The sequence below is a fragment of the [Clostridium] cellulosi genome (assembly GCF_036762875.1).
Classification (GTDB): Bacteria; Bacillota; Clostridia; order Oscillospirales; family Ethanoligenentaceae; genus Ruminiclostridium_D; species Ruminiclostridium_D cellulosi.
Map to the genome: position 1 here is coordinate 41512 of NZ_JBAIZF010000004.1, position 23477 is coordinate 64988.

Sequence of the window (23477 nt, forward strand, 5' to 3'; positions counted from 1 at the left end):
TATTCAGCAAAAAGAATTATCACTTTATTTGTTTGAAGCAAGAAATGCATCAACCTGTGATTGCACATCGTCAATAATCTTCTGGAGTCCGGCAGTCTTTAGTTTTTCCCTATATATCTTTTCAACACTCGACAGTTCCTTGGCTCCAGATGCAATTCCTGCCCAATATTGAGAATTTACGTTTTGAACAGCGGCAATCTCGTTCTGTACCTTTGAAGTGTCGTAGTTGAAGCCAATCAGTTTTGAAACCTTGGCCTCCTTGTTCCACTTATCCATCTTTTCCCATTTGTCGGGGCTCTCGTTGCTCCACAGGTAATCGTTAAGCTGGTTGCCGCCCATAGCCCATGTGTAAATACCGCCGTAGGTATTTGTTTGGGCAGTAACGCCGTCCGGGAGCTTAATTTGATTATCAGAAACTTTTACATAGTTCTTGTTTTCGATACCAAAGGCAAGAAGGTTCTGTACCTTTGCATCCGGGTTAAATAGCTCGTTGATGAACTTCATGGCAGCTTCCGGATGTTTTGATGAGTGCGGAATGGAAAGCATGGAATTCGTAAGCTCTGCGGTTGTGACAGATTGCGGAATATCCGGATAGACAACACACTGATAGAATTCATACCCATAGGTATTGGCTTCTTCTTCAGCCTTGCCGGGCTTTAGCTGTTCCATCCACATAAAGGCCTTTTGCTGACGCTTGTAGTCATCTTTCTGACCCGATTGCGCTGTGCCAACGTCGGAATTATAATAACCTTTTTTATAGAATTCGCGGCTGACAGCTATTAAGTGTCTTACCCATTCGTCGTCGAGAATATTTACGATCTTGGTTGAATCGAAGCGAGGAATACCTACGGTTGAAACCTGGGCAAATTCACTTGAATATTTGTTATACTCGAATTCTACAACGTTGTTTGAAGTATCTGCGAGGAACGGAACAATACCGGGTTCGTTGTCTTTGATAGTCTGTAAGAACGGTTCCAGATCCTCTGCCTTTTTCACGTTGGAGAAATCCATGTGATACTTATCTGCCAACTTCTTGTTGATTACAACGCCCCACTGGGACGCCATATCCTTGTTTGTCGGAATTGCATAGAGCTTTCCGGAAATTACCGGGCCTTTCAAATATTCAGGGTTAATGTACTTCTTGATATACTGGCCGTATTTTTCAAGAAGGTCATCCAGCGGCTGAAATGCGCCCTGTCCTACGAATGTCGAATAGTTGTTCCAACCGGCTGTAAACATTACATCAACCGGCTCACCACCAGAAAGGGCGAGCTTTGCCTTGTTCTGATAGCTGTCCCAATCATAGTAGACAAGCTTGACTTTGATATTATATCTTTTTTCCAGAATCTTGTTGACCTCATCCTGAACCGCCTGTTTACCGGTCAATTTAGCCGGTGCAAGGAACCATGCAGTGATTTCGGTCGTACCATTTGCGTTTGAGGATTTATTGCCGTTCGACGACGAGCAACCGGTGACAACACTCGCCGCCATGAATGCTGCCAGGCTCACGCCGAGCAAACGCTTAAAAGTTGTCATTTCGTTACTCCTTTCATTATTATGCTTTTATTTATACAAACACAATGACAGACCATTGCGTTTATATACAAATCAATTGAACTCAGCCTTTTACCGCACCGATTGTAAGACCTTTTACAAAATACCTCTGGAAAAACGGATACGCCAGAACAATCGGCCCGATGCTGAGAATGGCCATTGCCATACGCATAGTTTCGGTCGGAACGTTCACCGCGGAACCGACACCAGCGGCATTAACACTGTTAGAAGAAAGTGCCTCAAGTGAATTTAAAGCCTGATACAGTGAATACTGAAGATTAAAAAGCTTTGAATCTTGAATAAAGAGCATGCAGATATACCAGTCATTCCAATAGAAAAGTGCCTGAAACAAAGCAATAGTTGCAATCGCCGGCGTCGAAAGGGGAATGACGATACGGACGAACGTATAGAACTCTCCGGCACCGTCTACCTTGGCCGCATCAAGTATTTCATCTGGAAGCCCCTGCCTGAAAAAGGTCCGGATAATCAAGCAGTTAAAAGCGGATACAAAGCCCGGCATAATCAGGGCAAGCAGCGTATCATTTATGTGAAGGTAGCGCGTGTAGAGAATATACCAGGGCACAAGGCCTCCCTGAAACAGCATTGTAAAGAATATGATAAATGAAAAAACATTTCGATATTTAAAGCTCTTGCGCGAAATCGGGTAAGCATACATCATAGTCATTGCCGTGCTTATTGCTGTGCCGACAACCGTAGTAAATATCGTAACTTTATAAGCGTCAAGCAGACTGGCTGTATCTTTGAAAAGATACTCATAGGTTGCAAAGGATATCTTCTTTGGGAAAAATGTATACCCCTGCTCGATCAATATCCTCTCATCGGATATTGAAATCATAAAAATCAAAACAATCGGCAAAATACACAACAGCGTAACAATGATCAGAACTACATTAAAAACAATATTAATCGGCATTGAAATTGCATTGATTGGTTTTGATTTTTTATAAGTTCTAGCCGCTTCCATCGGTTCTTATCCTCCTTAGAATATCTTGTCTTCAGGACTGAGTTTGCCAATTATCCAGTTGGCGATTAGTACGACTACGAAGCCAACACAGGATTGATATAAGCCTGCTGCGGAGGACTGACCGATTGTACCTGTACCCAGCAGTCCGCGGTATACATATGTATCAATAGTGTTTGTCGTGTTAAAGAGGGAGCCCGAATTCATTGTGACCTGATAAAACAGCCCAAAGTCCGAGCGGAATATGTTTCCGAGATTCATAATAGTTAAGATAACAATTGTTGGTTTCAAAAACGGAAGTGTTATGTAGCAGAACTGTTTCCACTTGCTGCACCCATCGAGCAAAGCAGCCTCATAGTAGGTCTCGTCAATGCCCGTTATTGCAGCGAGATAAATTATGCTTCCGTAGCCTGCTGTTTTCCATAAGTTTACGAAGGTCAGGATAAAGGGCCAATATTTTTCTTCCTGATACCAGTCCGGCGGGGTAATGCCAAGATTGAGTAAATTTCTATTGATAAGCCCATTCTTTGGCTCAAGCAGCGCATAAACAAAATACGCGACCACAACCCAGGATAAAATATAGGGCAAAAGCATAGTCGACTGATAAAACTTCGCGGCAAAGCGGTTTCTTAACTCATTGAGCATAACAGCAAAGGCAATTGAAACAATAAGTCCAAGGAATATAAAAGCCAGATTATATAGAATCGTGTTGCGCGTAATAATCCACGCATCCGACGACATAAATAAAAACTTAAAATTCTCTAAACCAATCCAAGGGCTTTTAAACAGTCCATCGGTGTAATTGTAGTTTTTAAAGGCTACTATGAGGCCTGCCATAGGTAAGTAAAACTGGATTATAACATACACGAGAGGAAGAAGAAGCATAAAGAAAAGTGCTTTATTTGTTTTAAATTCCTTTAGAAAGGTATTCTTATTCTTTCGTTTTGGGCCGGGTTTATATCCCGTGTTCAAGTCGTAAACCTTTATTTCATTTTTGACTGCCACATCTGTGGATCCCATACGGTACAACTCCTTTTATTACTTTGATAAGTGAGTAGTGCAAAAATTGATAAAAATACTGCAGAAATTTACCTGGATATTTTATTAATTTAAAGTAAATATAAGTTAGTTTTCAAACATATTACATAAAGTTCGTATAAAATAGAGCAATATTATTAAGTAAAATTGTGGTATTTTGACAACAATTTTATTATAATTGATTTATCCTGTTATTCAATAAGATTTGCCGTTTATAGCAAGAATTGCTTAATTTTGCGCAAGACTATACTATATAATCCCAAATTAAGAGCATTATTTGTATTATTTCAAATGCATAATTGCTATATAGAAAAACACAAAAAAACGCACCTCAGGATAACCCTGAGGTGCGTTTTATAGCAATTTTTTATACTGGCCCAAACTATGAAATCAAAGTGTGGCCATGCTGCGCTATCAAGCCAGGCGGACACATTTGCCAGACGGTATTTTAACAGTTTCATCTTTCACACCAATCCATACATCCTTTGCAGATGGATTGAACACTACCGTCCGGTCTACACTAAACCGAAGGCCCTTGACCGCATTAATATAGTCGGCAATTTCGATATTTGTTGCATACCAAACATCATCTCTTCCGCCAACCATTTTGCAAAATTCCTCAATTAAGCCCCAGTTTTTGTTTTTTTCAAATTCAAAACTGTGTCCCCAAACATACATAAGTCCATAAGACCAATAATGTTTGTCATCAATAAAACGTTTAGCAATCTCAAGCAAATGTTCATCGTGGTGACAGGTGGCCTGCCAGCGCAAAAAGTCCGGATTTACAAAAAAACCTCTTGTCGTATTTACCGTCCGTGAATATTCAATTCCAAGCGCTGATAATACATTTACAAGTTCGTCGTTATAATTGCCGAACGGATATGAAAAGCCCCGAATCGGATAGCCGACAAGTGATTCCAACGCCCTTCGATCTTCCTGAATTTCCTGAATGACTATGTTCCGTGGAAGGGTTCTCAGATCCAAATGATGTTTACCGTGCGAGGCAACCTCGTGCCCTTTATACAATGCTGCAACTTCTTTAGATTTTATATATCCCTCTGTATCTAAATTACCTGAATTTAGGTGAAAAGTCCCTTTGATACCGTTGCGATTAAATATTTCAACAAGCCTATGATCGTAAATCTCCCCGTCGTCATAGCTCATGGTCAGAGCCTTTTTTCTGCCGTTTGGAAACACATTAAAACTAATTTGAACCAATTCAAGGCCTCCGTATTGCGGTTTTCGCATTTTGATTAGTAATTGCTCAATTACTTTTTTCATTATAGTATCTGTTGTGCTTTTATTACAACCGCAAGCCGTAAAGTTCGCAATTGTTGCAGAATATAACGCAAGATTTCATAAATTTATAAAAATAATCAAAGCATAAGATTTGCAGCCCTTCAAATTCATCGTGATTGCGACAAATATTCAAAAGGTTTATATAGGCAGTTCACTTTAAATTAGTACCACTGACCAGAAGCCGCTTTGACGTGTTTTACGCGCTGTCGCGTTATTCTCAAACACGGTAAACATATTGTATTCTCATTCAAAAGTTCTTTCAAAGTCTTTGTCATTGCCGTTAAAGACATCTAAATCAATAAACTTTTCTTGCCCGCTGTATCCTTTGAGCCTTCCCTTATCGGCATACTGCCAGAATGTCCAATTCTTAAAGTCCGGCTTAGTATAGACATTCCTGACCCAAACCATATAATCGCTGTACTCGTCATCATAGTATAGTATAAAAGATTTCTCCGTAAAATAGAGAACCGGCTTGACTTTATAATAGTTTTCAACTTTATTTAAATAACTGTTGAGAACTTTATGTACTTTCTGCTTTGAAGGGCTGTCCTTTTTATATTTGCCATACAGTTCGATATCAACAGCCGGCGGCAGCCCTGAGATTTCAGGCACGTTTTTAATAAAATTGTCCGCCTGTGTTGCTCCATCTGAATCAAAGCTCAAAAAGTGGTATGCCCCGATTTTCATATTTGTTTTATTTGCATTCTCCCAGTTTGATTTGAATTGCTTGTCTGTATATTTGCTGCCTTCGGTCGCTTTAATATAGGCAAATTTCAAGCCCTGATTTGAGATAGTGTCCCAATCAATTTTTCCCTGATATTCGGAAACATCTATGCCCCGAACGGGATAACCCTTCACATTAAAGCCGTTCAGCAGCAACAGCCCGTTATTGAATATCACATAGATTGCCACAACTAATATGAATATAATGGCAAATATAATAGCCAATCTGCTCTTCTTCAGCTTCAATATAATTACTTCCCCTGTTTTCGCCGGTTGCATGGACTAGGTAATGTGACTACATGAACGAAATAAGATATACTTGCCTACATTAGTTAAATATAGTTATATTATAGTACTAACCCACACACAGTTTCCACTGTGTGTGGGTTAATTTCGCAAAACTAAAATTACATGAGGTCTCGTCTTTAATAAATATGCTTGCTGACTACTTTTCCCGTGTCCGAATCAATGCGAATTTCCCAAATATAATGTAAATTATCTGCGCTTTCCGATTTATCCATTAGACATACATCAGTCTCATCGCCAAAAAACATTAATATTTGTGGTTTACTAATACTTTTGACCTCTTTTTCTCCCATATTGCTTAAAGCGATATTTACTAATTGATCTACTCCTTGGTTCCAATTTTGAACATTAATAGCTTCGCCGCCTCCAAGCTCTTTTGGAGTTCCATATGAAACCGAAACAAAGTTAATACTGTTTGTCCGCATATCAATATCAACTTGGGCCTGCGCGTCTATATTTCTGGCAACATTCTTTTTGTAAAAATAATAACTAATATCGCCTTTATGGTCGTAGATTTCCTCTGTTCCGGTTAATGCCACTCTTATTGATGATAAATACATACCTTTCTCGTGTTTCTCCACTTCTTTGGTTGCGTAAGGAATTCCATCTTTAATATCAGTTATTTGCTTATCGAGTTTTATTACACCTGTACTACGATAATTTTGAGGCCGGCAGCCTCCTAATGTAATAAGTAGAAATACCGCAACAAATAAACATAAAACCTTTTTTATTTAAATCACCCCATATATTATCTGAAGTTAGTGCCTTTCTCATGGTTCTCTCCTGAATTTATTGAGGATTCGCTGCACATGCTTAATCGGCCACCTATTTTATGTTATTCACTTCATCGAATGCTTTCAGCGCCTCCTCTACAGTAATTTTTCCTGCCTCATAATCTTTTTTTACTTTTTTGAGATAACGCGTCTGCCTGCATGTCCTCTCGTATTCATATTTATATTCAGGTTTCACGTTGCCGTCATCATCAAGGTACTTTTTTCTGCAATTTCACAAACAGTAATATAACCGTCAATGTCTTTCCTGAATTTCTCATCCGCCGTAAGGTCTGCCTCAGGGTCTATTCCTAAACCCTTTTGCCGTTCATGAATTTCATTACATTTTTTAAAATCTTCTTCTGTAAAATCATAATTCTTGTATCTTTCCAAGCATGATTTTACATCTTTGTCGCCGTGACAAAGAAGAAAATATCCATAGAAACTACGATAATATTGACCAGCAGGCAACTTGTGTAGATTAATATGATAATTATACCATATTTAGTTACATATTTTCAATGTTTTTGCCATGATAATCGCCATACTCTTCCACTTCTACTTCAATCGAAATTTTTCTTCGGTTCAGTCCAGACTTAAACGCAATAATGGCCGGCAGATATCAATGTTGGAGCCATATAAAAAATTGAGGCGGCTGCCTTTAAAGGCAGCCGCCAATCAATTCAGCCGACGGTTAATATCTAGAAGGAGGCAACCGCAGACTGGATGTTTTCAATTCAATGCGTTAACTGCAGATTTCAGTTTTTCTATTTGTTCACTCGACAGGTTTAGCACATCGCTGTTGCTCATACCAGTTGAGCTGTCTTCAATCAGAATCATTTTTGTATCTGGCTTAGTAATAGTGTTGTGCCACAGAGACTTAGGAATATTATAAACCTTGTTGGGCTCCATTTTTACAGCCTTGAATGTGAGGCTGTCATCAGCGCCCTCTGCGTAAACCAATGTGCAACTGCCAGCCAGCAAAACAAACAGCTCGTCTGTTTCGTTGTGGCGTTCTACGCAATCGACGTTTGCGATATCGTTTGCAGGTTTATAATTTTTTATCCCAACAGTCCATTTTTCATTTTCATAGACTCTTGACATGCCTTCGCCTGTGAATTCATATGATTCGATGGCCATTATTCATCTATCCTTTCAGTGGGTAAAAATCAATACTTAAAAGAGTGATTTGCACTTCTCAACGATAGCGTTGGCGTCGATGCCAAACTTCGCGAAAAGCTCACTCGGGGTACCCGAACGTCCAAATGTGTCGTTTACGCCGACCATTGCAAATTTCGGGTTGACTTTACCCATCATTGCTTCAGCAACTGCGCTGCCAAGGCCGCCTGCGAGCAGGTGTTCCTCAGCGGTAACAATCCTTCCGCACTTTTCAGCGTAAGCAAACAGTGTATCTTTATCAAGTGGTTTAACTGTATGCATATTAAGCACTGCTGCGTCAATTCCTTGCTCTTTGAACATATCAGCCGCTTTCAGCGCTTCATGTGCAACTAAGCCCATTGTAACAATGCAGACATCTTTGCCGTCACGCAGTACGCTGGCTTTTCCAATTTCAAAAGGCGTGTCCTCTGTGGTAATAGCGGGTATCGGAGGGCGTGCAATACGCAGATATACCGGGCCGTCGATTGCTGCCGCTGCTTTTACAGCCTTTTTAACCTCAATCCAGTCGCAAGGCACGATAACCGTCATGCCGGGGAGAATGCGCATGAGTGCAATGTCTTCCAAGCACTGGTGGCTTCCTCCGTCCTCGCCCACGCAAAGGCCAGAATGTGAAAGCGCGATCTTTACATTTGCTTTGGAATAGCAAATTGAGTTACGCACAATCTCATATGCCCTGCCCGCGCCAAACATTGCAAAAGTGCTGGCAAAAACGGTAAGCCCGCTCTGCGCCATACCGCAGGCAATGCCCATCAGGTTCTGCTCCGCGATTCCAACATTAAAGAATCTTTCAGGAAACTCAGAAGCAAAAATGTTTGTCATTGTCGCATGCGCAAGGTCCGCGTCAAGTACGACAACATTACCATTTTCACGGCCCAGCTCTACAAGAGCCTCACCATAAGCGTTTCTTTGTGCTTTAATTTCAGCCATTTTCACGTACCTCCAACTCTGCAAGCGCAGCCTTATAATCATCCGGGCCTATTGCTTTGCCATGCCATCCAAAATTGTTTTCCATAAACGAAACGCCTTTGCCCTTGACAGTCTGCGCGATGATACATTTTGGCTGACCTTTCACCGGCTCATTCAGCGCGGCCGTTATGGCGTCGAAATCGTGTCCGTCTATTTCAATGGTTTTGAAACCGAATGCTTCAAACTTAGCTTTAAGATCGCCCAGACTCATTACGTCATCGTTAGAGCCATCTATCTGCAGGCCGTTGTGGTCGATGATAATGGTAAGGTTATCGAGCTTGTAATGAGCGGCCGCCATGGAAGCTTCCCAGACAAGGCCTTCCTGGAGTTCGCCGTCGCCCAGAAGCGCATAAACGTTGTAATCTTTTTTGCGGTATTTGCCTGCAAGAGCCATTCCGACAGCGACAGATACGCCCTGTCCGAGGGATCCTGTGCACATATCTACACCAGGAGTTTTCTTCATATCAGGATGGCCCTGAAGATGGGAATGAATCTTACGCAGGTCATTCAGATCGGATTTCGGGAAATATCCTAAATCCGCAAGAATTGCATAAAGTGTCGGGGCTGCATGGCCTTTGCTCATGATGAAACGGTCACGGTCGTCCCATTTCGGATTCTTGGGGTCAATTCTCATCTTGTTGAAATAAAGAGCTGTGAGCAGCTCCACGCAAGACAGGGACCCGCCTGGATGTCCTGATTTTGACGCGTAAAGCATTTTAATAATGTCTTGACGAAATGTTTTGGCTTTTTCCTTCAGGCAGGATTTTTCCATTTTAAGTTTTCCTCCAATTTTAATAGTTGCATTATTAGAATAAATGTCTGTGTTTTATCCTTTGACAGCGCCTGCGGTCAATCCCTGAATCAGGCTCTTTTGGACAAACATAAACATAATGCAAATCGGTAAAATAGTAATAATACCACCTGCCGTTAAGAGACCCCAGTCAATATTGAATTCACCGACAAGGAGCTTAAGGAAAACCGGAATTGTTCGTGAGGTGTTGTTGGTAAACATAACCGCATAGGTGTATTCGTTCCATGCATTAATGAAGATGTAAACGCCAGTCGCGACAATGCCCGGAACGGCAATCGGTAAGATAATCCGTACAAAAGCCTTTGGCCGGTTGCAGCCGTCAACCATCGCCGCCTCTTCCAAGGCAGACGGCAGGTCGTTGAGGAAGCCGGTCAGCATCCAGACCGAGAACGGAATTGTAAATGTTGAATAAGCGAGAATCAGCGCACCTGGAGTATACAGGATATGCAGATTGCGCATGATTGCAAACAGCGGAACCAAAAGCAGAACGCTGGGGAACATATTGATCATCAGGAAGATGGTCAAAAACGCTTTCTTTCCCTTGAACCTGTAGCGGGAAAAAGCATAAGCTGCAAGCAGCGTTGTGCATAATGTCACCAGTGTAGTGCAAGCGGCTACCAAAAAGCTGTTACGCAGACAGATTAAGTAGTCTGACTGAGTAAACAATTTAATATAGTTGCTAAATGATACACTATGAGGCCAATATGTGAGCTGAAAGATTTCTTTCGGGGTTTTGATGGACGTTATTAGCGTCCAATAAAACGGGAAAAGCGTAAATATAAGAATTAAAGTGAGGGGTATAAAGAACAAAAATATTTTTGAGAGTACACTTTCTTTTTTCATTGCAGCACCCATCCAGTCTGACGCTACTCAGCGTCTTTAAAAAAGTTTTTCAGGTAGAAAAATTCGACAATCATCAATAACAGGGTTAGCATAATGGAAAGAGTCGAAGCTATGCCAAAATCGAGTGTACCGTACGCTTTCTTGAAAGCATAAACACTTAACGTATGGGTTGAATAGCCGGGGCCGCCACCAGTCATCGAGAAGATAACATCAATAGAATTTGCTACCCATATAATGCGAAGCATTGTTGTTACGAAGATTGTGTTTTTCATAGACGGAATCGTTATGTTAAACAGCTTGCGAATGCGGGAGCAACCGTCAACATCCGCAGCTTCGTACAATTCATTTGGAATTGCCTGTAAACCAGCCAAGAGCATAATTGCAAAGAAAGGTATACCCTGCCAGACTATCGTGACAATTACTGAAGGCAGAGCCGTACTTGGATTTGCCAGGAAGGGAATGAATTTATTTATTATTCCGAGTTTATGCAAAACGTCATTAATGACACCGTAATTGCCATCATACATCCAGCTCCACATCAAACCAATCAGGACGCCCGGTGTGACCCACGGAACAAGCACTGTAGCTCTTATAGCGCCTCTTGCGTGGAAGCTGGTGTTAAGAATAAGCGCAAGTATAAATCCGAAAATAAACTGAAAACCAACACCAAATACAACCCAGATTACCGTATTTAACAATGACTGATAAAACAGTGAATCGGTCAAAACGGTGATGTAATTTTTAAATCCGACAAATCCCCGCACTCCGGGAATCATCAGATTATAGTTTTGGAAGCTCATCCCTATTGAATTTAACACAGGATAAGCTACAACGAGCAGTACAAACAATACCGCCGGCATGATTAATAAATATGGGGCCCAATGGATTTTCTTCTTCATAACTAACCACGCAATCTTTTTTTCAAGGGTGCCCGCAAGCCTTTGCAGGCACCCCTGAATTTAGGTTTTTTCTTATTGAATTCTGTTAGCAATCAAGCCTGACCCTTTAGCTGCGCATCAAGTTGTTTTACAGCTTCTTCTGCTGAAATCTTGCCCATTAGAGCCTGCTGCATAACTGGTGCCCAGACATTGTTGACCCAGTTCGCTGTTGTCGGCAGGATCGGGAAGATACCTGCATAAGACTGGCTTTCCATTGAGACTTTCATGAACTTGTTATCTTTAAATTCTGCAGACTCGGCCACAGAGCTGACAACCGGCAGATTGCCTGTTGCAAGGTCCCATTTCTTAACCGCATCGGCTGAAGCAAGGTATTCAACCCATTTGATGGCTGCATCCTGATGCTTGGTTGATGCAATTACAACGTTCTCTGTGTCACCCATTGAAGTCCACTGTCCGCCGGGACCCTTCGGTACTGGGAACGCGTCTATATCATCGCCGTTTGCTTTGACCATGTCGACAGAGGAACCAATGTGATGGATAAACATAGCGATCTGGCCATTGTTAAACATTGTCTTGAGCTCAGCAAGGCCATCGTTTACAGCAGTCTTAGGCGCATAACCGTTCTTATAGAGGTCAATGAATACCTGAGTACCTTTAACTGTTTCGGGACTATTGAGTATGACTTTGTTATTTTCGTCGGCAAATCTTCCGCCGTAAGCTTGGATGAAGCTGCCCCACGGTTCCTGACCGCCGGAAGCGCCGCGCAGGCCGAAACCATAAACTTTCTTGCCGTTTATAGTGGTGGTGCATTTCTTAATATCTTCAATGAACTCATCAAAAGTTTTCGGTACTGAATCGATTCCGACCGCTTTGAAATAGGAAGGCCTGTAGTAGACATAAAGCACCTGCCATGTCCACGGCATTGTGTAAATCTTTCCGCCGCCGGCTTCTTTCATCTTGTCCCAGAGCATAGGCAAGATTTCAGATTTTCCTTCCCATTTATCTACTGCATCGTCTAACGCGAGAAGGTAATTGTTTTGAGTGTAGGCAGGAGTCCATGTCAGCTTGAACGATGCTGTATCAGGTCCGCCTCCTCCGGCCAACGCAGTTGTCAGCGTGTTGCTGAAATCAGAATAAGCGTAGGTTTGCATTTTTACTGTAATGTTTGGATACTTGGAATGGAAATCATCTGCGATTTTGTTCATGGTTTGCATGTAATCTGCAGAGTCAACCCATAGCCAGTGTGTGATAGTAACCGGTGTATTATCGTTAGATGAGGCAGCATTATTCGATGAGGTCTTGCTGCCACAGCCAACGAAAGAACCGGCAACAATCACTGCTGCCAGAGCGGCAGATAATGCTCTTACGAACTTTACCATTACTCATTCTCCTTTTTAGATTTTTTATTCATTAAAATGTCATCGATGCTCTGCATAAGATGACATTTTAAAGCTTCCCTTGCGCCTTCAGCATCCCTGTTTTTTATTGCATTAAATACTTCTTCATGAAACTTTATTGCTTTCGCAAAACTATCCCGCGAATTAACTGTTTTCTCATAACCTGCTTTAATCGAATCATTGATAATCGGTATGATGCGGAAGATAACCTCGTTCTTTGTCGCTTCTGCGATGGCGTTGTGGAAGGCCATATCAACTTCTGTATGATTCTGATTGAGTTCAAGTACTTTATGTGCTTCATTTATATTATTTTGAAGTTTTATGAGATTATCCTCAGTAGCGCGCTCAGCAGCTAAAAAGGCTATATTGGGTTCAATCAACAGGCGTGTCTCCATCAGGTTTTCCAATACGCGGTTTGAGTCTATTAATCTCAGGCCAAGCGGGTCTTTCTGTAGTCCAGGTTTTTCAACTACAAAAGTGCCAATTCCCTTTTTTATTTCAATTACATTCTCAGCGATTAATATCTTTATAGCCTCACGTACGGAAGAACGGCCACATCCAAAAATCTTGCTCAGTTTAGATTCACTTGGAAGCACATCGCCTGGATTGTAATACCGTTCTGCAATTAAGGTCTTTATCCTCGCTGCAATTTCTTGAGGGTAATCAGATCTGTTAGCCCGTATACTACCTGTTAGAGTTTCAGATATCTTTTCAATGTCTTCTAACCCCATAAAAATTCCTTTCCGGCAAACGGTTTTCTATATGTATTTTTTAATTGCAAAATCACATATCCGACGTCTGATGTATAAATTAATATATTATTAATTTTAGTTAGTTTTACATATCAGACGTCAGACGTCTGATATGGTGATATAATTATATCATCAAATGATTCATAAAGTCAATACACTTTTTTAAATTTTTTGTGCAAATTTATCATCAAATCAATGCAAAACTTATCGACATAAGAATTCTTCTGCCCATTTGAAAATATCTTCGTGCAATTTTGCTGTTTGGCATAAATGTTTTTCCATACCAACGGGATAAACTCAATAAAAAGTTAAGCATTGAAATTTCTCATTGACTTATCTCATTAAGGCATATATACTCCATGTATATATATGCCTTCCGCGTAATAAGAAAAGGAGCATACTGAAAATGAATGCTATTAAATTCGGCTGCCAAACATATCCGTGGAAAATGAGTGCCAACAGATTTCGTGGCCAGATGCCCCACATAATAAAGGCGATCGCCAATGCCGGTTATCAGGGGCTTGAAGCTGAAATAGACATGCTCGGTGAGTATTTTTATAAGCCTGCCCAATTGAAAGAGCTTCTCTTTGAGAACAATATCACATTGTGCTCATTGGTACTGCACCAACCGTGGGAGCATGAGCAGGAAACCGAAGAGGAACATAGATTTTCCCTGCTGGCGATTGATTTTCTGAAGCACTTCCCTTTTGCCAAGCTTGTCGTTTCACATCACGCCGGCGACGTGGAAAGAGGCACCGGCAAGGAACTTCTGCAAAGGCGCCGAAACCTGATTTCCTGTATGAATTCCGTCTGCAATATCGCCGCCGAGGAGGGTATTGTAACCTGTTACCATCCCAACTCGTCTAAGAACTCGTTATTCAGAACCGCAGAGGATTACGAAGTGCTCTTTGATATGCTGGAAGGCACAGATATCGGTTACGCGCCGGATATCGGCCATATTGTCAACGGCGGCATGGACCCTCTCACCATTTTGAAAAAGAGCCGCCAGAAGATACGGCACGTCCACTTTAAAGACCGCACCGCACAATGCAAATGGGCCGTCATGGGTGAAGGCAATATAGACTTTGACCAAATTGTCAGCTATTTGAAAGCTACAGATTACCGCGGATGGATTGTCGTCGAGAATGAATCACCGAGAGCACAGCAAAATCCGGATGACGCAGTAAAGCGCGACGCGGAGTATGTCCTAAAATATAAAGGCTGAGATGAAATCCGTCCCTGCCGTTCTCCTGATTGTTAATACGCAAAATAAACCCGGCTTGCCGTTTTATTAGCTTGCCGGGTTTTGTATCTCCGATTTGGTCTAAAATGTAAGTTTTCCATTCTTGAATGTCATTTTTGCCTCAAACCTTTGGTGCATCATTGCGCTTAATTTTGAAATATGCCCCAATTATATACTGCGACATTTTTATTATTTTCCTAATCCGAGACTGTGAGCTGCTACCCATACAATCCATTTTTCGCTCTATCTTTGCTATTCACATATTTGGGTTTCCTGTTGATTAATATTTTACAATAATTTTTTAAAAATGGCACAAAAATCGACTAAACGGGACAAAAAAGGGGGTAAACGGGAGTAATATTTTGGAAAATCCGCTCACACATTGAAACTTTACGGCAGCACTCAAAATTTTAAATCTGCTGCTATTTTTTATTTGTTAAATCGTCTTACGTCCCCATTTAACACATAAAACAACATCCGCAGGGCCAGACGTCACCTGAACCTGCGGCTGAATATGCAAGACTTTAATTTCAAATAATAAACGCCTACAGCATAAACTATAGCCTATCCTTTAACAAATTTTCTTTTATTTTAAATATGTAAAGTCCTGCTGCTTCAACTAACTTACCTAATGCAAATATCTTAACACCCGATATTAAGCACACTGATACTATAGTAAAAAATAGTTAAAACGCTATGCCCATAACTGGTGTTGAAGTTAACTATACCGAGAATTGTATATAATATAACTGGCACCACGGAAAATACATACATAATTTTTGGCAAAATGTGCGCTGGCCTATTACCTTTTTTCAAGTGTACTGGCCTATTAATTTTGTCCTCATTTGTATTTGTTGCCTTATCTGATCGGTCATTAAGACAATGTAAGCAAAAAGTTTCATTATCTTCTCCTGAAGCGTAAAAATCTCCTGAAAATATGGTTCTTCCGCAAACAGAACATTTAATTGATGGTTCGTCTACCTTCTTAAGAGAATTATTATAACATTCAAGACATAAAAAACCCAATCTTGTTTCGTACTTACTTTCATTTTTGCCGCATTTGCTGCATATCATATTTGTCACCTTCACTTATTTTATTGCAAGAAGAATAATTGAGGCCGAAACACGATACCCTCCTTCTTGATTCTTATATTTATTACCATTATACTCCTTGACAGTATCTGATTCAATACAAGAAATAGAAACCAAGAGGATTATTTAGCAGAATATTATTTTTTATTGTAGAAACTGGCGCTAAAAACAGATAAAATAAAACCCCTGATAAATGGCTCAATAGCCATCATCAAGGGATTTGATTTGGCGGAGAGAGAGGGATTCGAACCCTCGAGGGGTTTTAGGCCCCTACACGATTTCCAGTCGTGCCCCTTCGACCAGCTCGGACATCTCTCCAAAATTAACTTTGCGTCGGAACACAAAAAGTATTATATCAAAAAAGTCTTTGAATTGCAATAGAAAATTCGATATTGCCGTTAAAATAAATATATCCTGACGCTGTTATGTACCTAAATTATATTCGCCAGTTACTGTTCCCTATTCAATGGCAGGGTGTTTTTAAATTTGCAGTATAAGCCATCAAACTCGGATATAACGCTACATAAAAGCTGTTTCCGCGATACAACCTTGCCCGTCTCAAGCATAATGGAGGTTGCCTTATCTTTAATCTCATCCGGGAAATCATCTATAGTTTCATTCACGTTAATGCCTATACCAACAATTACATAATCGACCATATCCGTTTCACCGCTTGCCTGCGTCAGTATTCCGCACAGTTTTTTCCCATTAAGAAAAATGTCGTTAGGCCATTTAATTTCAACATTCTCTGCAAACTTCCTAATAGACGCAGCAACTGCCTCACAGGCAAGCCCGGTCACTAAAGGCACTTCGTTCATCCGAATACCAGGTCTTAAAATAACCGACATCCAGATCCCAAGCCTGTTTTGCGAGAACCATTTCCGTCCTATCCGCCCTCTTCCGTCCGACTGCTCTTCTGCTATAATTATCGTGCCCTCCTTTTCCCCGCACTCGGCAAGTTCCCGCGCCTTTTCACTTGTTGAGCCGAGCGTATCAAAATGAACAATACGCTGCCCTATAATTTTTGACTTCAATGTATCTTTTATCTCCTCATATGTTAAAACATCAGGGCAATAAACCAGCTTGTAACCGTTTTTTGACATAGATTCAATCTTATAGCCGTCATTTTCGAGCCGCTTTATATGTTTCCAGACTGCGGCCCTGGTAATGCCCAGTTTATTACTGATTTCCTGCCCCGAAACGAAGCTATCCCTATTTTCTTTGAGAATCTCAAGAATTTTCTCTTTCAAAAACGGTACCCTCCGTACTTATATTCAACAAAATTATATCACAAATTATTACTGCCAGCCTTGACATCGCGAGGCAAATATTATAAATTAATTGTAAACCTATTTTAATTTTTTAGTTTACAATTAAGGGGACAAATAATATGAACAGAACGAGAAATATGGTTTTAGCCGCATTGTTTACGGCACTTATGGCCGCCGGTGCTTTTATTAAAATTCCTGTCGGGCCTGTTCCCATATCGCTTCAGACGCTGTTCAGCATGCTGTCGGGCATTGTGCTGGGCCCCTATGTGGGCGCTCTTTCGCAGATTATTTATATAGGACTCGGCCTTGCGGGTATCCCTGTTTTTACGTCCGGTGGCGGGCCGTCATACATATTTAACCCCAGTTTCGGATTTTTGCTGGGATTTATTCTGTCGGCCTTTATTTCGGGCAAGCTTTCGGACAAGGGCAAACGCAATTCATTTATCAAACTCTTTGTCGTCTGCCTGTTGAGTTCATTGTCAGTATACTGTATTGGCGTCCCGTATATGTATTTGGTTTTGAAATACTCAATGGGTATGGATATAACTATTCCGAATGCGATTGAAACGGGATGCCTTCTGTTTATTCCGGGGGATACAGCAAAATCTCTCATCGCAGCGGTAATCGGCAACAAGATAATTCCCTTGCTCAAAAAGGTTCAGCACGACAACTGATATCATATCCCTAATCGGCTTTTCGAACATTGCAGATTTCTGGGCTTAACTATTAAGTTTGAGTCGAATATTATTATATTAAGGTATCACTTGCAGACATATGTCCATAAAATATAAATAGGTAAATTTATAGAATTATTGATGTCGTTCTTGACTATTTCAGCTATAGAGTTAAAATTAAGATACAGCTAAGTCTTATTTTTAAGTTGCATTATTGAAAATGCGTTAATAAAACAAAGGAGCCTGCAATGAAAGTATTAATACTTACGACGTCGACAGGGCAAGGTCATAATGCGGCTGCAAGTGCTATCAGTGAAGGTCTCAACGCACTTGGCTGTGAAACAGAAATTTTAGATGTTCTAAGCGTTGGCAAAAGAAATATCTCACCTCATATTTCTTCACTTTACAGCAATATCGTCAATCATACTCCGCTGCTTTTCAGCGTCCTTTACAATATGGGAGCCGTTGTCAGCTCCAGCAAAAGGCATTCGCCTATTTACTATTTAAATTCACTTTACAGCAGCAGTCTTGAAAGAAAACTTAACGAATCAATGCCAGATGTGATTGTCTGTACGCATATATTCGGCGCGCAGGCTTTTACATATCTTTATAATAAGAATAGAATCCGAATTCCGTCTGTCGCAATAATGACTGATTACACCTGTTCCCCGTTTTGGGAGGAAACAAAGGCAGATAAATTTGTAATACCATCGCCCCTATTGATAGACGAGTTCGCAGAAAAAGGTATACCAAAAGAAAAAATCGTACCTATAGGTATTCCGGTCAGAACAAAGTATATACATAAGACAGAAAAAGCTGTGGCCAGAAAAAAACTGAATCTGCCGCTTGACAAAACAGTATTTTTTTGTATGGGCGGCAGCACTGGCTTTGGGAACATTAAAAAACTGTGCGTTGAACTTAAGAAGGTAAAACCAGATTGTATCATTACGGCGGTTTGCGGGCATAACGAAAAACTTTACAGAAAATTATGTGAATACCCGTCGGTCAAAGCCTATAACTTTTCTGATGATGTCGATATCCTTATGGACGCTGCCGACGTGGTGCTAACCAAGCCGGGAGGATTAACCATTTCCGAAGCAGCGTCGAAGCGTATTCCACTTATTCTTACTGCGCCTATTCCCGGAGCCGAAACAATGAACGCAGCGTTTTTTGAAAAATGCGGCATGGCAATATCAGCAAAAAATATCAAGGATGCTGCCGCGGCGGCCAAAAAAATCACAGAGGACGAAAATCTGTCAAATATGCTGATTTCTGCTCAGCAAAAATATATTTCAACAGATACGAGCAAACAAATAGCCGAACTTGTTGTTGAAACGGCAGGTCAGGCAGGGACATTTGGGGAGGAATAACTTTGTGCCGGTTAACACAGTGTATCATAATGACACTGGCGGCTTTTATAAGCGGTGCCGTTATGTACTCGTATTTGATTCCTCTGGTTCTGTTTCGTGTTAATATCGTAAAAATATCTGCCGACAAAAACCCGGGATGTTCAAATGTAATCCGGTCTGTCGGCCTTGTGACAGGTATTGTCTGCATGGTACTCGATGTACTTAAGGCCTTCTTACCTGTTTTTATCGCCGTTAAATTTATAGGACTGAGCGGATTCTATCTGGTTCCTGTCGCTGCGGCGCCAGTTCTCGGCCACGCCTTTTCACCAATGCTCAAGTTCAAGGGCGGCAAAGCAGTTTCAACTGCTTACGGAGTTTTGCTTGGTCTGCTGCCGCTCACAATTTTTGTTATCGTCCCTGCATTATTTATGGCATTTTTCAGATTTGTGGTTGTAATAAGGCCGGATTCTTACGGTGTTGCAGTCAGTATGGCGGGTGTGTCGGCTTTCGCCCTGATTTTTGTTCCAGAACTCTGGCTTAAGGCCATAGTAATTACCATTTCCGCCGTTATGATTTATAAACTGCTGAAACATCCGGATAAAGGAACCTTTTCAATCGGAACCTTACACCATATCGTAAAAATAGAAGACAAACGCCTTGTCTTTGTAAAATATGAAACATAAAATTTTGGATTCGGTTTAGTTATATGTTGCCCCCCTTTTCATTTTTTAAGCTCTATGTTGGTCTCTTTAACTATATAAAGAGGCCTTTTTTTTGTCTCCATATACGCTCGCGCCAAGTAGCCGCCCATTATACCCATACACAAAAGCTGTATTCCGCTCAGCAGCAGTATAATACAAACCAGCGAAGGCCACCCGCTTGTAGGGTCGCCGAAAACAAGTGTCCTGACAAAGATAAAAATTATCATTATAATCGACAAAGCAAATAGCACAACGCCTACAACCGATGCAATAGCCAGAGGCGCCGTTGAAAAGGCTATAATGCTGTTGATTGAGTAAAGAAACAGTTTCCAGAATGACCATTTACTCGTGCCTGCAACGCGTTCGACATTCTCGTATTCCAGCCACTTTGTTTCGAACCCAACCCAACTGAAAATACCTTTGGCAAACCTGTTAAACTCCGTGACGGACAGTATAGAATCCACCATCTGCCGTTTCATTAATCTGAAATCCCTGCAGCCGTCCACAATTTCCGTTTCCGATATCTTGCTGATAAGCTTATAATAACAGCGGGCAAAAAAGCTGCGAATCGGCGGCTCTCCTTTTCTCGTAACGCGCCGTGCCGCAACACAGTCATAATAGCCTTCTTCCAATATGTCATACATTTGCTTGAGCAAGTAGGGCGGGTCCTGCAAATCAACATCCATTACGGCAGTATAATCTCCCCTACTCTCTTTAAGTCCGGCGAAAATGGCCGCCTCCTTGCCGAAATTTCTTGAGAAGATGACATATTTTACATGCTTGTCTTCGGACGCTATCTTTTTTATTTCCTTTGCTGAATTGTCCCGGCTTCCGTCACTTACAAATATTATCTCATAATCTGTGTTCGGGATTGAACGCAAACTTTTTACAACCTCGGCATAAAAGATAGGAATAGCCTGCTCTTCGTTATAGCAAGGCACCACAATAGAAATCAATTTGTCCATCAGTTATCTCCTGCTGCTAACCTCCATTATTCAAGCATATATATTGCGGCTATTATTTCCCTGATAATATTATGCCATGTTTATACAGTTCGTAAACAATTTGCGCTAATTGATGTGCTAATCTAAACCAGTATTATTGCAGCGAAAGCCTAAATAAACAATACATGGGGCTTTTCCTGCACTGGCAGTTGAGATTAGGCCAACAAAAAAGGGCCCGGCAAAAACCGAGCCCTTTTTAATATATTGGTTATCTTATTTTGAGCTGAACGGATTCTCAGAAGGATAGAGCATGCCTTTCGGCTGATTGAATGCAATATCCTTAATTCCGAGATAACGGAACAGGGTGAACAGTGCCTTTCCAACGTGGCTGAAGGCAACAGCGCCGTGGTGCGGATAGTTCTTCTCGACCAGAACATGGCGATAGAATCTGCCCATTTCTGGGATAGCGAAAATACCAATGCCGCCGAACGAACGTGTTGCTACAGGCAGAACCTCACCCTCAGCAACATAGGCTTTCAGCTCTCCGTCAGAGGTGCTCTGCAGGCGGAAGAATGTAATACCGCCGGGAATAATATCGCCTTCGAGTGTTCCGCGTGTAAAGTCTGGGGTCTGGCCGTTTTCAAGCAGCCTGTTCTGAATAAGCTGATACTTGATTTCGCCGTTTTTCAGCTTGCAGAACGGTGTGTTGCCGCAATGGAAGCCCATGAATGTATCGTTGAGCTTGTAGTCGTACTTGCCCTTGATATTCTCATTATAGAGATCCTGCGGAACTGAATTGTTGATATCGAGCAGTGTTACCGCGTCACAAGTCAGGCACGCGCCTATGTATTCACTTAATGCACCGTAAATATCAACTTCGCACGCAACCGGCATACCGCGGCTGGCAAGTCTTGAGTTTACATAGCAGGGTTCAAATCCGAACTCTTTCGGGAACGCCGGCCAGCACTTGTTAGCAAAGACAACATATTTGCGGGAGCCTTTGTTCTGCTCAGCCCAGTCAAGCAGTGTGAGTTCAAACTGAGCCATGCGCGGGAGCAAATCGGGATATTTATTGCCCTTTGTGCCAAGCTCTTTGGCCATGTCTTCAACGACGCCCGGGATACGCGGGTCATCCTTGTGTGCCCTATAGGCGACCATCAGGTCAAGCTCAGAGTTCTCCTGTACCTCTATGCCGAGATCATACAGCGGCTGGATAGGTGCGTTGCAGGCGAAGAAATCCTGCGGGCGCGGGCCAAAAGTAATGATCTTGAGATTCTTAATGCCGATAACAGCACGGGCGACAGGAATGAAATCTTTAATCATCTCGACGATATCATCGGAAGTGCCAACCGGATATTCCGGAATGATTGCCGGGATATGGCGGAGATGCAGGTTATATGAGCAGTTGAGCATGCCGCAGTATGCGTCGCCTCTGCCATTAAAGAGGTCATTGCCTGACTCTTCGGCAGCAGCCGCATACATTACAGGGCCGTCAAAGTATTTTGCAATAAGTGTTTCCGGCGTTTCCGGACCGAAGTTGCCGAGGAATACGACCAGAGCGTTGCAGCCTGCCGCCTTAACCTCTTCCAGCGCCTTCATTGCGTCTTTTTCATTTTCTACAGTGGTCTTTGCCTCGTAAATGTCGATTCCCTTTGATTTGCAGCTTTCCACAATGGCTTTTCTGCGTTTCTCAGACAGGGAAATGACAAAGCAGTCGCGGCTAACGGCCACAATTCCGAGTTTTACTTCTGGAATATTCTGAAACATGGTAATTCTCCCTTCGGTAAAGTTAATTTTCTATAATAATATAATAATAATATTTTAAAAGCAATGCCTTCTTAAGATTAAAACAACGTATGTCATTATTCTAATGTGATATTCTCACCCGTAAGGCCGACAAAAGCACCGTCATTCTGCAGTCCGGAATCCTTATGGGCGATAAGCCACTTATTTTTCGCAAATAAGAGTTTCGCCTCGCCTTCCTTTTTCGGCGCGTCTTCAAGATCTAAATTAGTGCCGCGCGGCAAGACAACGGCATTTCTGAAACCTTTGCCCTTATAGCTGCATGGCGCAAAGTGCAAAGTAGTTGCATACATTTCAAACATTGTGCCGGCCGGAACATGGAAAGCTTCAACCAGCGAAGTATCATAAGAGAATGTTTCGGGGTCCACATCCTGAAGAGAACCCAGCAAAAGAACCAAGTCGTCAGCAGCAATATTGATTTCTGAAGAACGGTGATATTCAAGCGCGTTTAGCTTGTGGTTTACGCCGTTGCAATAGCCCAGTTCAATCGGCATGCCGCCAAACACAGTCTTTTGAAGCTGTTCAAAAATGGGGAGCTTCTCCAGTTCAGGGTCAGAGGCCACATAAACTGTGCTGTCGCTCGGCATAGGCGTTTTCTTAAGCGCCTCAAACAGCTCCGTGCAGTCAAATCCGTCAATTACCCTTCCATACTTTCTGAAAGGCTTGTCATTAATGCTTTGGATTTTCATCATAAGCACGTTCCTTTCTGTATAAAATGGGGCTAAGCCCCCGGTAAATATTGAGCACAATAGGCAATTCTACCATCATTTGTATATTAGTGAGAACTTTAATAAGGGACATTTATAAAAGTTGTTGCAATTTAATGATATCATCATGTGCTTTTCCTGTCAATAATAATAAATACCAATAGAAAAGTATTT

General features: G+C 41.6%; 23 protein-coding genes and 1 tRNA gene. 4 read left to right on the top strand and 20 right to left on the bottom strand.

The features are described from left to right. Window positions 1-24: 24 nt before the first annotated feature. The 15 genes from V6C21_RS01675 to V6C21_RS01745 form a co-directional block, all read right to left on the bottom strand. Window positions 25-1536: an ABC transporter substrate-binding protein gene (locus tag V6C21_RS01675; RefSeq protein WP_479268176.1), complete on the bottom strand. Its 1512-nt coding sequence runs from the start codon at window positions 1534-1536 to the stop codon at window positions 25-27. A gap of 82 nt (window positions 1537-1618) precedes the next feature. Continuing rightward, window positions 1619-2539 (bottom strand): carbohydrate ABC transporter permease, encoded by a 921-nt coding sequence (locus tag V6C21_RS01680; RefSeq protein WP_034841667.1) that lies wholly within the window; start codon window positions 2537-2539, stop codon window positions 1619-1621. A gap of 15 nt (window positions 2540-2554) precedes the next feature. Next, window positions 2555-3556 (bottom strand): ABC transporter permease, encoded by a 1002-nt coding sequence (locus V6C21_RS01685; RefSeq protein ID WP_084228832.1) that lies wholly within the window; start codon window positions 3554-3556, stop codon window positions 2555-2557. A 432-nt stretch (window positions 3557-3988) separates the two neighbouring features. Beyond that, entirely contained in the window at window positions 3989-4855 is an 867-nt protein-coding gene (locus V6C21_RS01690) for a polysaccharide deacetylase family protein (protein WP_479268177.1), read from the bottom strand. Between the two features lie 261 nt (window positions 4856-5116). Then, the gene (locus tag V6C21_RS01695) at window positions 5117-5842 is read right to left on the bottom strand and encodes a GH25 family lysozyme (protein ID WP_051492525.1); all 726 of its coding nucleotides are present in this window, start codon (window positions 5840-5842) and stop codon (window positions 5117-5119) included. Window positions 5843-6021: 179 nt separating this feature from the next. After that, window positions 6022-6483: a hypothetical protein gene (locus V6C21_RS01700; RefSeq protein WP_479268178.1), complete on the bottom strand. Its 462-nt coding sequence runs from the start codon at window positions 6481-6483 to the stop codon at window positions 6022-6024. Window positions 6484-6727: 244 nt separating this feature from the next. Further along, entirely contained in the window at window positions 6728-6871 is a 144-nt protein-coding gene (locus V6C21_RS01705) for a hypothetical protein (RefSeq protein WP_479268179.1), read from the bottom strand. After that, window positions 6868-7065, bottom strand: a complete 198-nt coding sequence (locus tag V6C21_RS01710) for a hypothetical protein (protein WP_034841672.1) — start codon at window positions 7063-7065, stop codon at window positions 6868-6870. The genes V6C21_RS01705 and V6C21_RS01710 overlap by 4 nt, the downstream gene beginning before the upstream one ends. A 339-nt stretch (window positions 7066-7404) precedes the next feature. Beyond that, window positions 7405-7812 carry a cupin domain-containing protein gene (locus V6C21_RS01715; protein WP_034841675.1) on the bottom strand — a complete coding sequence of 136 codons (408 nt, stop codon included), beginning with the start codon at window positions 7810-7812 and terminating at the stop codon, window positions 7405-7407. A gap of 36 nt (window positions 7813-7848) precedes the next feature. After that, window positions 7849-8778 carry a transketolase family protein gene (locus tag V6C21_RS01720; RefSeq protein ID WP_479268180.1) on the bottom strand — a complete coding sequence of 310 codons (930 nt, stop codon included), beginning with the start codon at window positions 8776-8778 and terminating at the stop codon, window positions 7849-7851. Beyond that, on the bottom strand, window positions 8771-9589 hold the full coding sequence (locus V6C21_RS01725) for a transketolase (protein ID WP_479268181.1): 819 nt from the start codon (window positions 9587-9589) through the stop codon (window positions 8771-8773). The genes V6C21_RS01720 and V6C21_RS01725 overlap by 8 nt, the downstream gene beginning before the upstream one ends. Window positions 9590-9643: 54 nt before the next feature. Further along, window positions 9644-10225, bottom strand: a complete 582-nt coding sequence (locus tag V6C21_RS01730) for a carbohydrate ABC transporter permease (RefSeq protein ID WP_479268182.1) — start codon at window positions 10223-10225, stop codon at window positions 9644-9646. A 269-nt stretch (window positions 10226-10494) separates the two neighbouring features. Continuing rightward, window positions 10495-11370 (bottom strand): carbohydrate ABC transporter permease, encoded by an 876-nt coding sequence (locus V6C21_RS01735; RefSeq protein WP_034841685.1) that lies wholly within the window; start codon window positions 11368-11370, stop codon window positions 10495-10497. 92 nt (window positions 11371-11462) lie between these two features. Beyond that, on the bottom strand, window positions 11463-12749 hold the full coding sequence (locus tag V6C21_RS01740) for an ABC transporter substrate-binding protein (RefSeq protein WP_479268183.1): 1287 nt from the start codon (window positions 12747-12749) through the stop codon (window positions 11463-11465). Beyond that, a complete protein-coding gene (locus V6C21_RS01745; protein ID WP_051492526.1) occupies window positions 12749-13498 on the bottom strand; it encodes a FadR/GntR family transcriptional regulator in 750 nt (249 codons plus the stop codon). Before V6C21_RS01745 ends, V6C21_RS01740 begins: the two co-directional genes overlap by 1 nt. A 427-nt stretch (window positions 13499-13925) precedes the next feature. On the opposite strand from V6C21_RS01745, the gene V6C21_RS01750 reads away from it, so the two are divergent. Beyond that, complete coding sequence (locus tag V6C21_RS01750; protein WP_479268184.1) at window positions 13926-14744, top strand: sugar phosphate isomerase/epimerase family protein; 819 nt, start codon at window positions 13926-13928, stop codon at window positions 14742-14744. Between the two features lie 1336 nt (window positions 14745-16080). On the opposite strand, the gene V6C21_RS01755 is transcribed toward V6C21_RS01750, so the two are convergent. Next, a tRNA-Ser gene (locus tag V6C21_RS01755) sits at window positions 16081-16172 on the bottom strand. A 131-nt stretch (window positions 16173-16303) separates the two neighbouring features. Next, on the bottom strand, window positions 16304-17104 hold the full coding sequence (locus V6C21_RS01760; RefSeq protein ID WP_479268185.1) for a biotin--[acetyl-CoA-carboxylase] ligase: 801 nt from the start codon (window positions 17102-17104) through the stop codon (window positions 16304-16306). Between the two features lie 140 nt (window positions 17105-17244). Here V6C21_RS01760 and V6C21_RS01765 point away from each other — a divergent pair, with 140 nt between their 5' ends. From V6C21_RS01765 to V6C21_RS01775, 3 genes are all read left to right on the top strand, one after another. Continuing rightward, on the top strand, window positions 17245-17799 hold the full coding sequence (locus V6C21_RS01765) for a biotin transporter BioY (RefSeq protein ID WP_479268186.1): 555 nt from the start codon (window positions 17245-17247) through the stop codon (window positions 17797-17799). Window positions 17800-18047: 248 nt separating this feature from the next. Continuing rightward, window positions 18048-19169 carry an MGDG synthase family glycosyltransferase gene (locus V6C21_RS01770; protein WP_479268187.1) on the top strand — a complete coding sequence of 374 codons (1122 nt, stop codon included), beginning with the start codon at window positions 18048-18050 and terminating at the stop codon, window positions 19167-19169. Window positions 19170-19171: 2 nt separating this feature from the next. Continuing rightward, on the top strand, window positions 19172-19831 hold the full coding sequence (locus tag V6C21_RS01775) for a glycerol-3-phosphate acyltransferase (protein WP_034841691.1): 660 nt from the start codon (window positions 19172-19174) through the stop codon (window positions 19829-19831). A gap of 38 nt (window positions 19832-19869) precedes the next feature. Here the strand turns inward: V6C21_RS01775 and V6C21_RS01780 are convergent, their stop codons facing one another. The 3 genes from V6C21_RS01780 to V6C21_RS01790 form a co-directional block, all read right to left on the bottom strand. Continuing rightward, the gene (locus V6C21_RS01780) at window positions 19870-20814 is read right to left on the bottom strand and encodes a glycosyltransferase family 2 protein (RefSeq protein ID WP_034841693.1); all 945 of its coding nucleotides are present in this window, start codon (window positions 20812-20814) and stop codon (window positions 19870-19872) included. A 252-nt stretch (window positions 20815-21066) separates the two neighbouring features. Further along, complete coding sequence (locus V6C21_RS01785) at window positions 21067-22560, bottom strand: L-fucose/L-arabinose isomerase family protein (RefSeq protein WP_034841696.1); 1494 nt, start codon at window positions 22558-22560, stop codon at window positions 21067-21069. A 95-nt stretch (window positions 22561-22655) separates the two neighbouring features. Then, complete coding sequence (locus V6C21_RS01790) at window positions 22656-23285, bottom strand: DUF4867 family protein (protein WP_034841831.1); 630 nt, start codon at window positions 23283-23285, stop codon at window positions 22656-22658. Window positions 23286-23477: the final 192 nt, after the last annotated feature.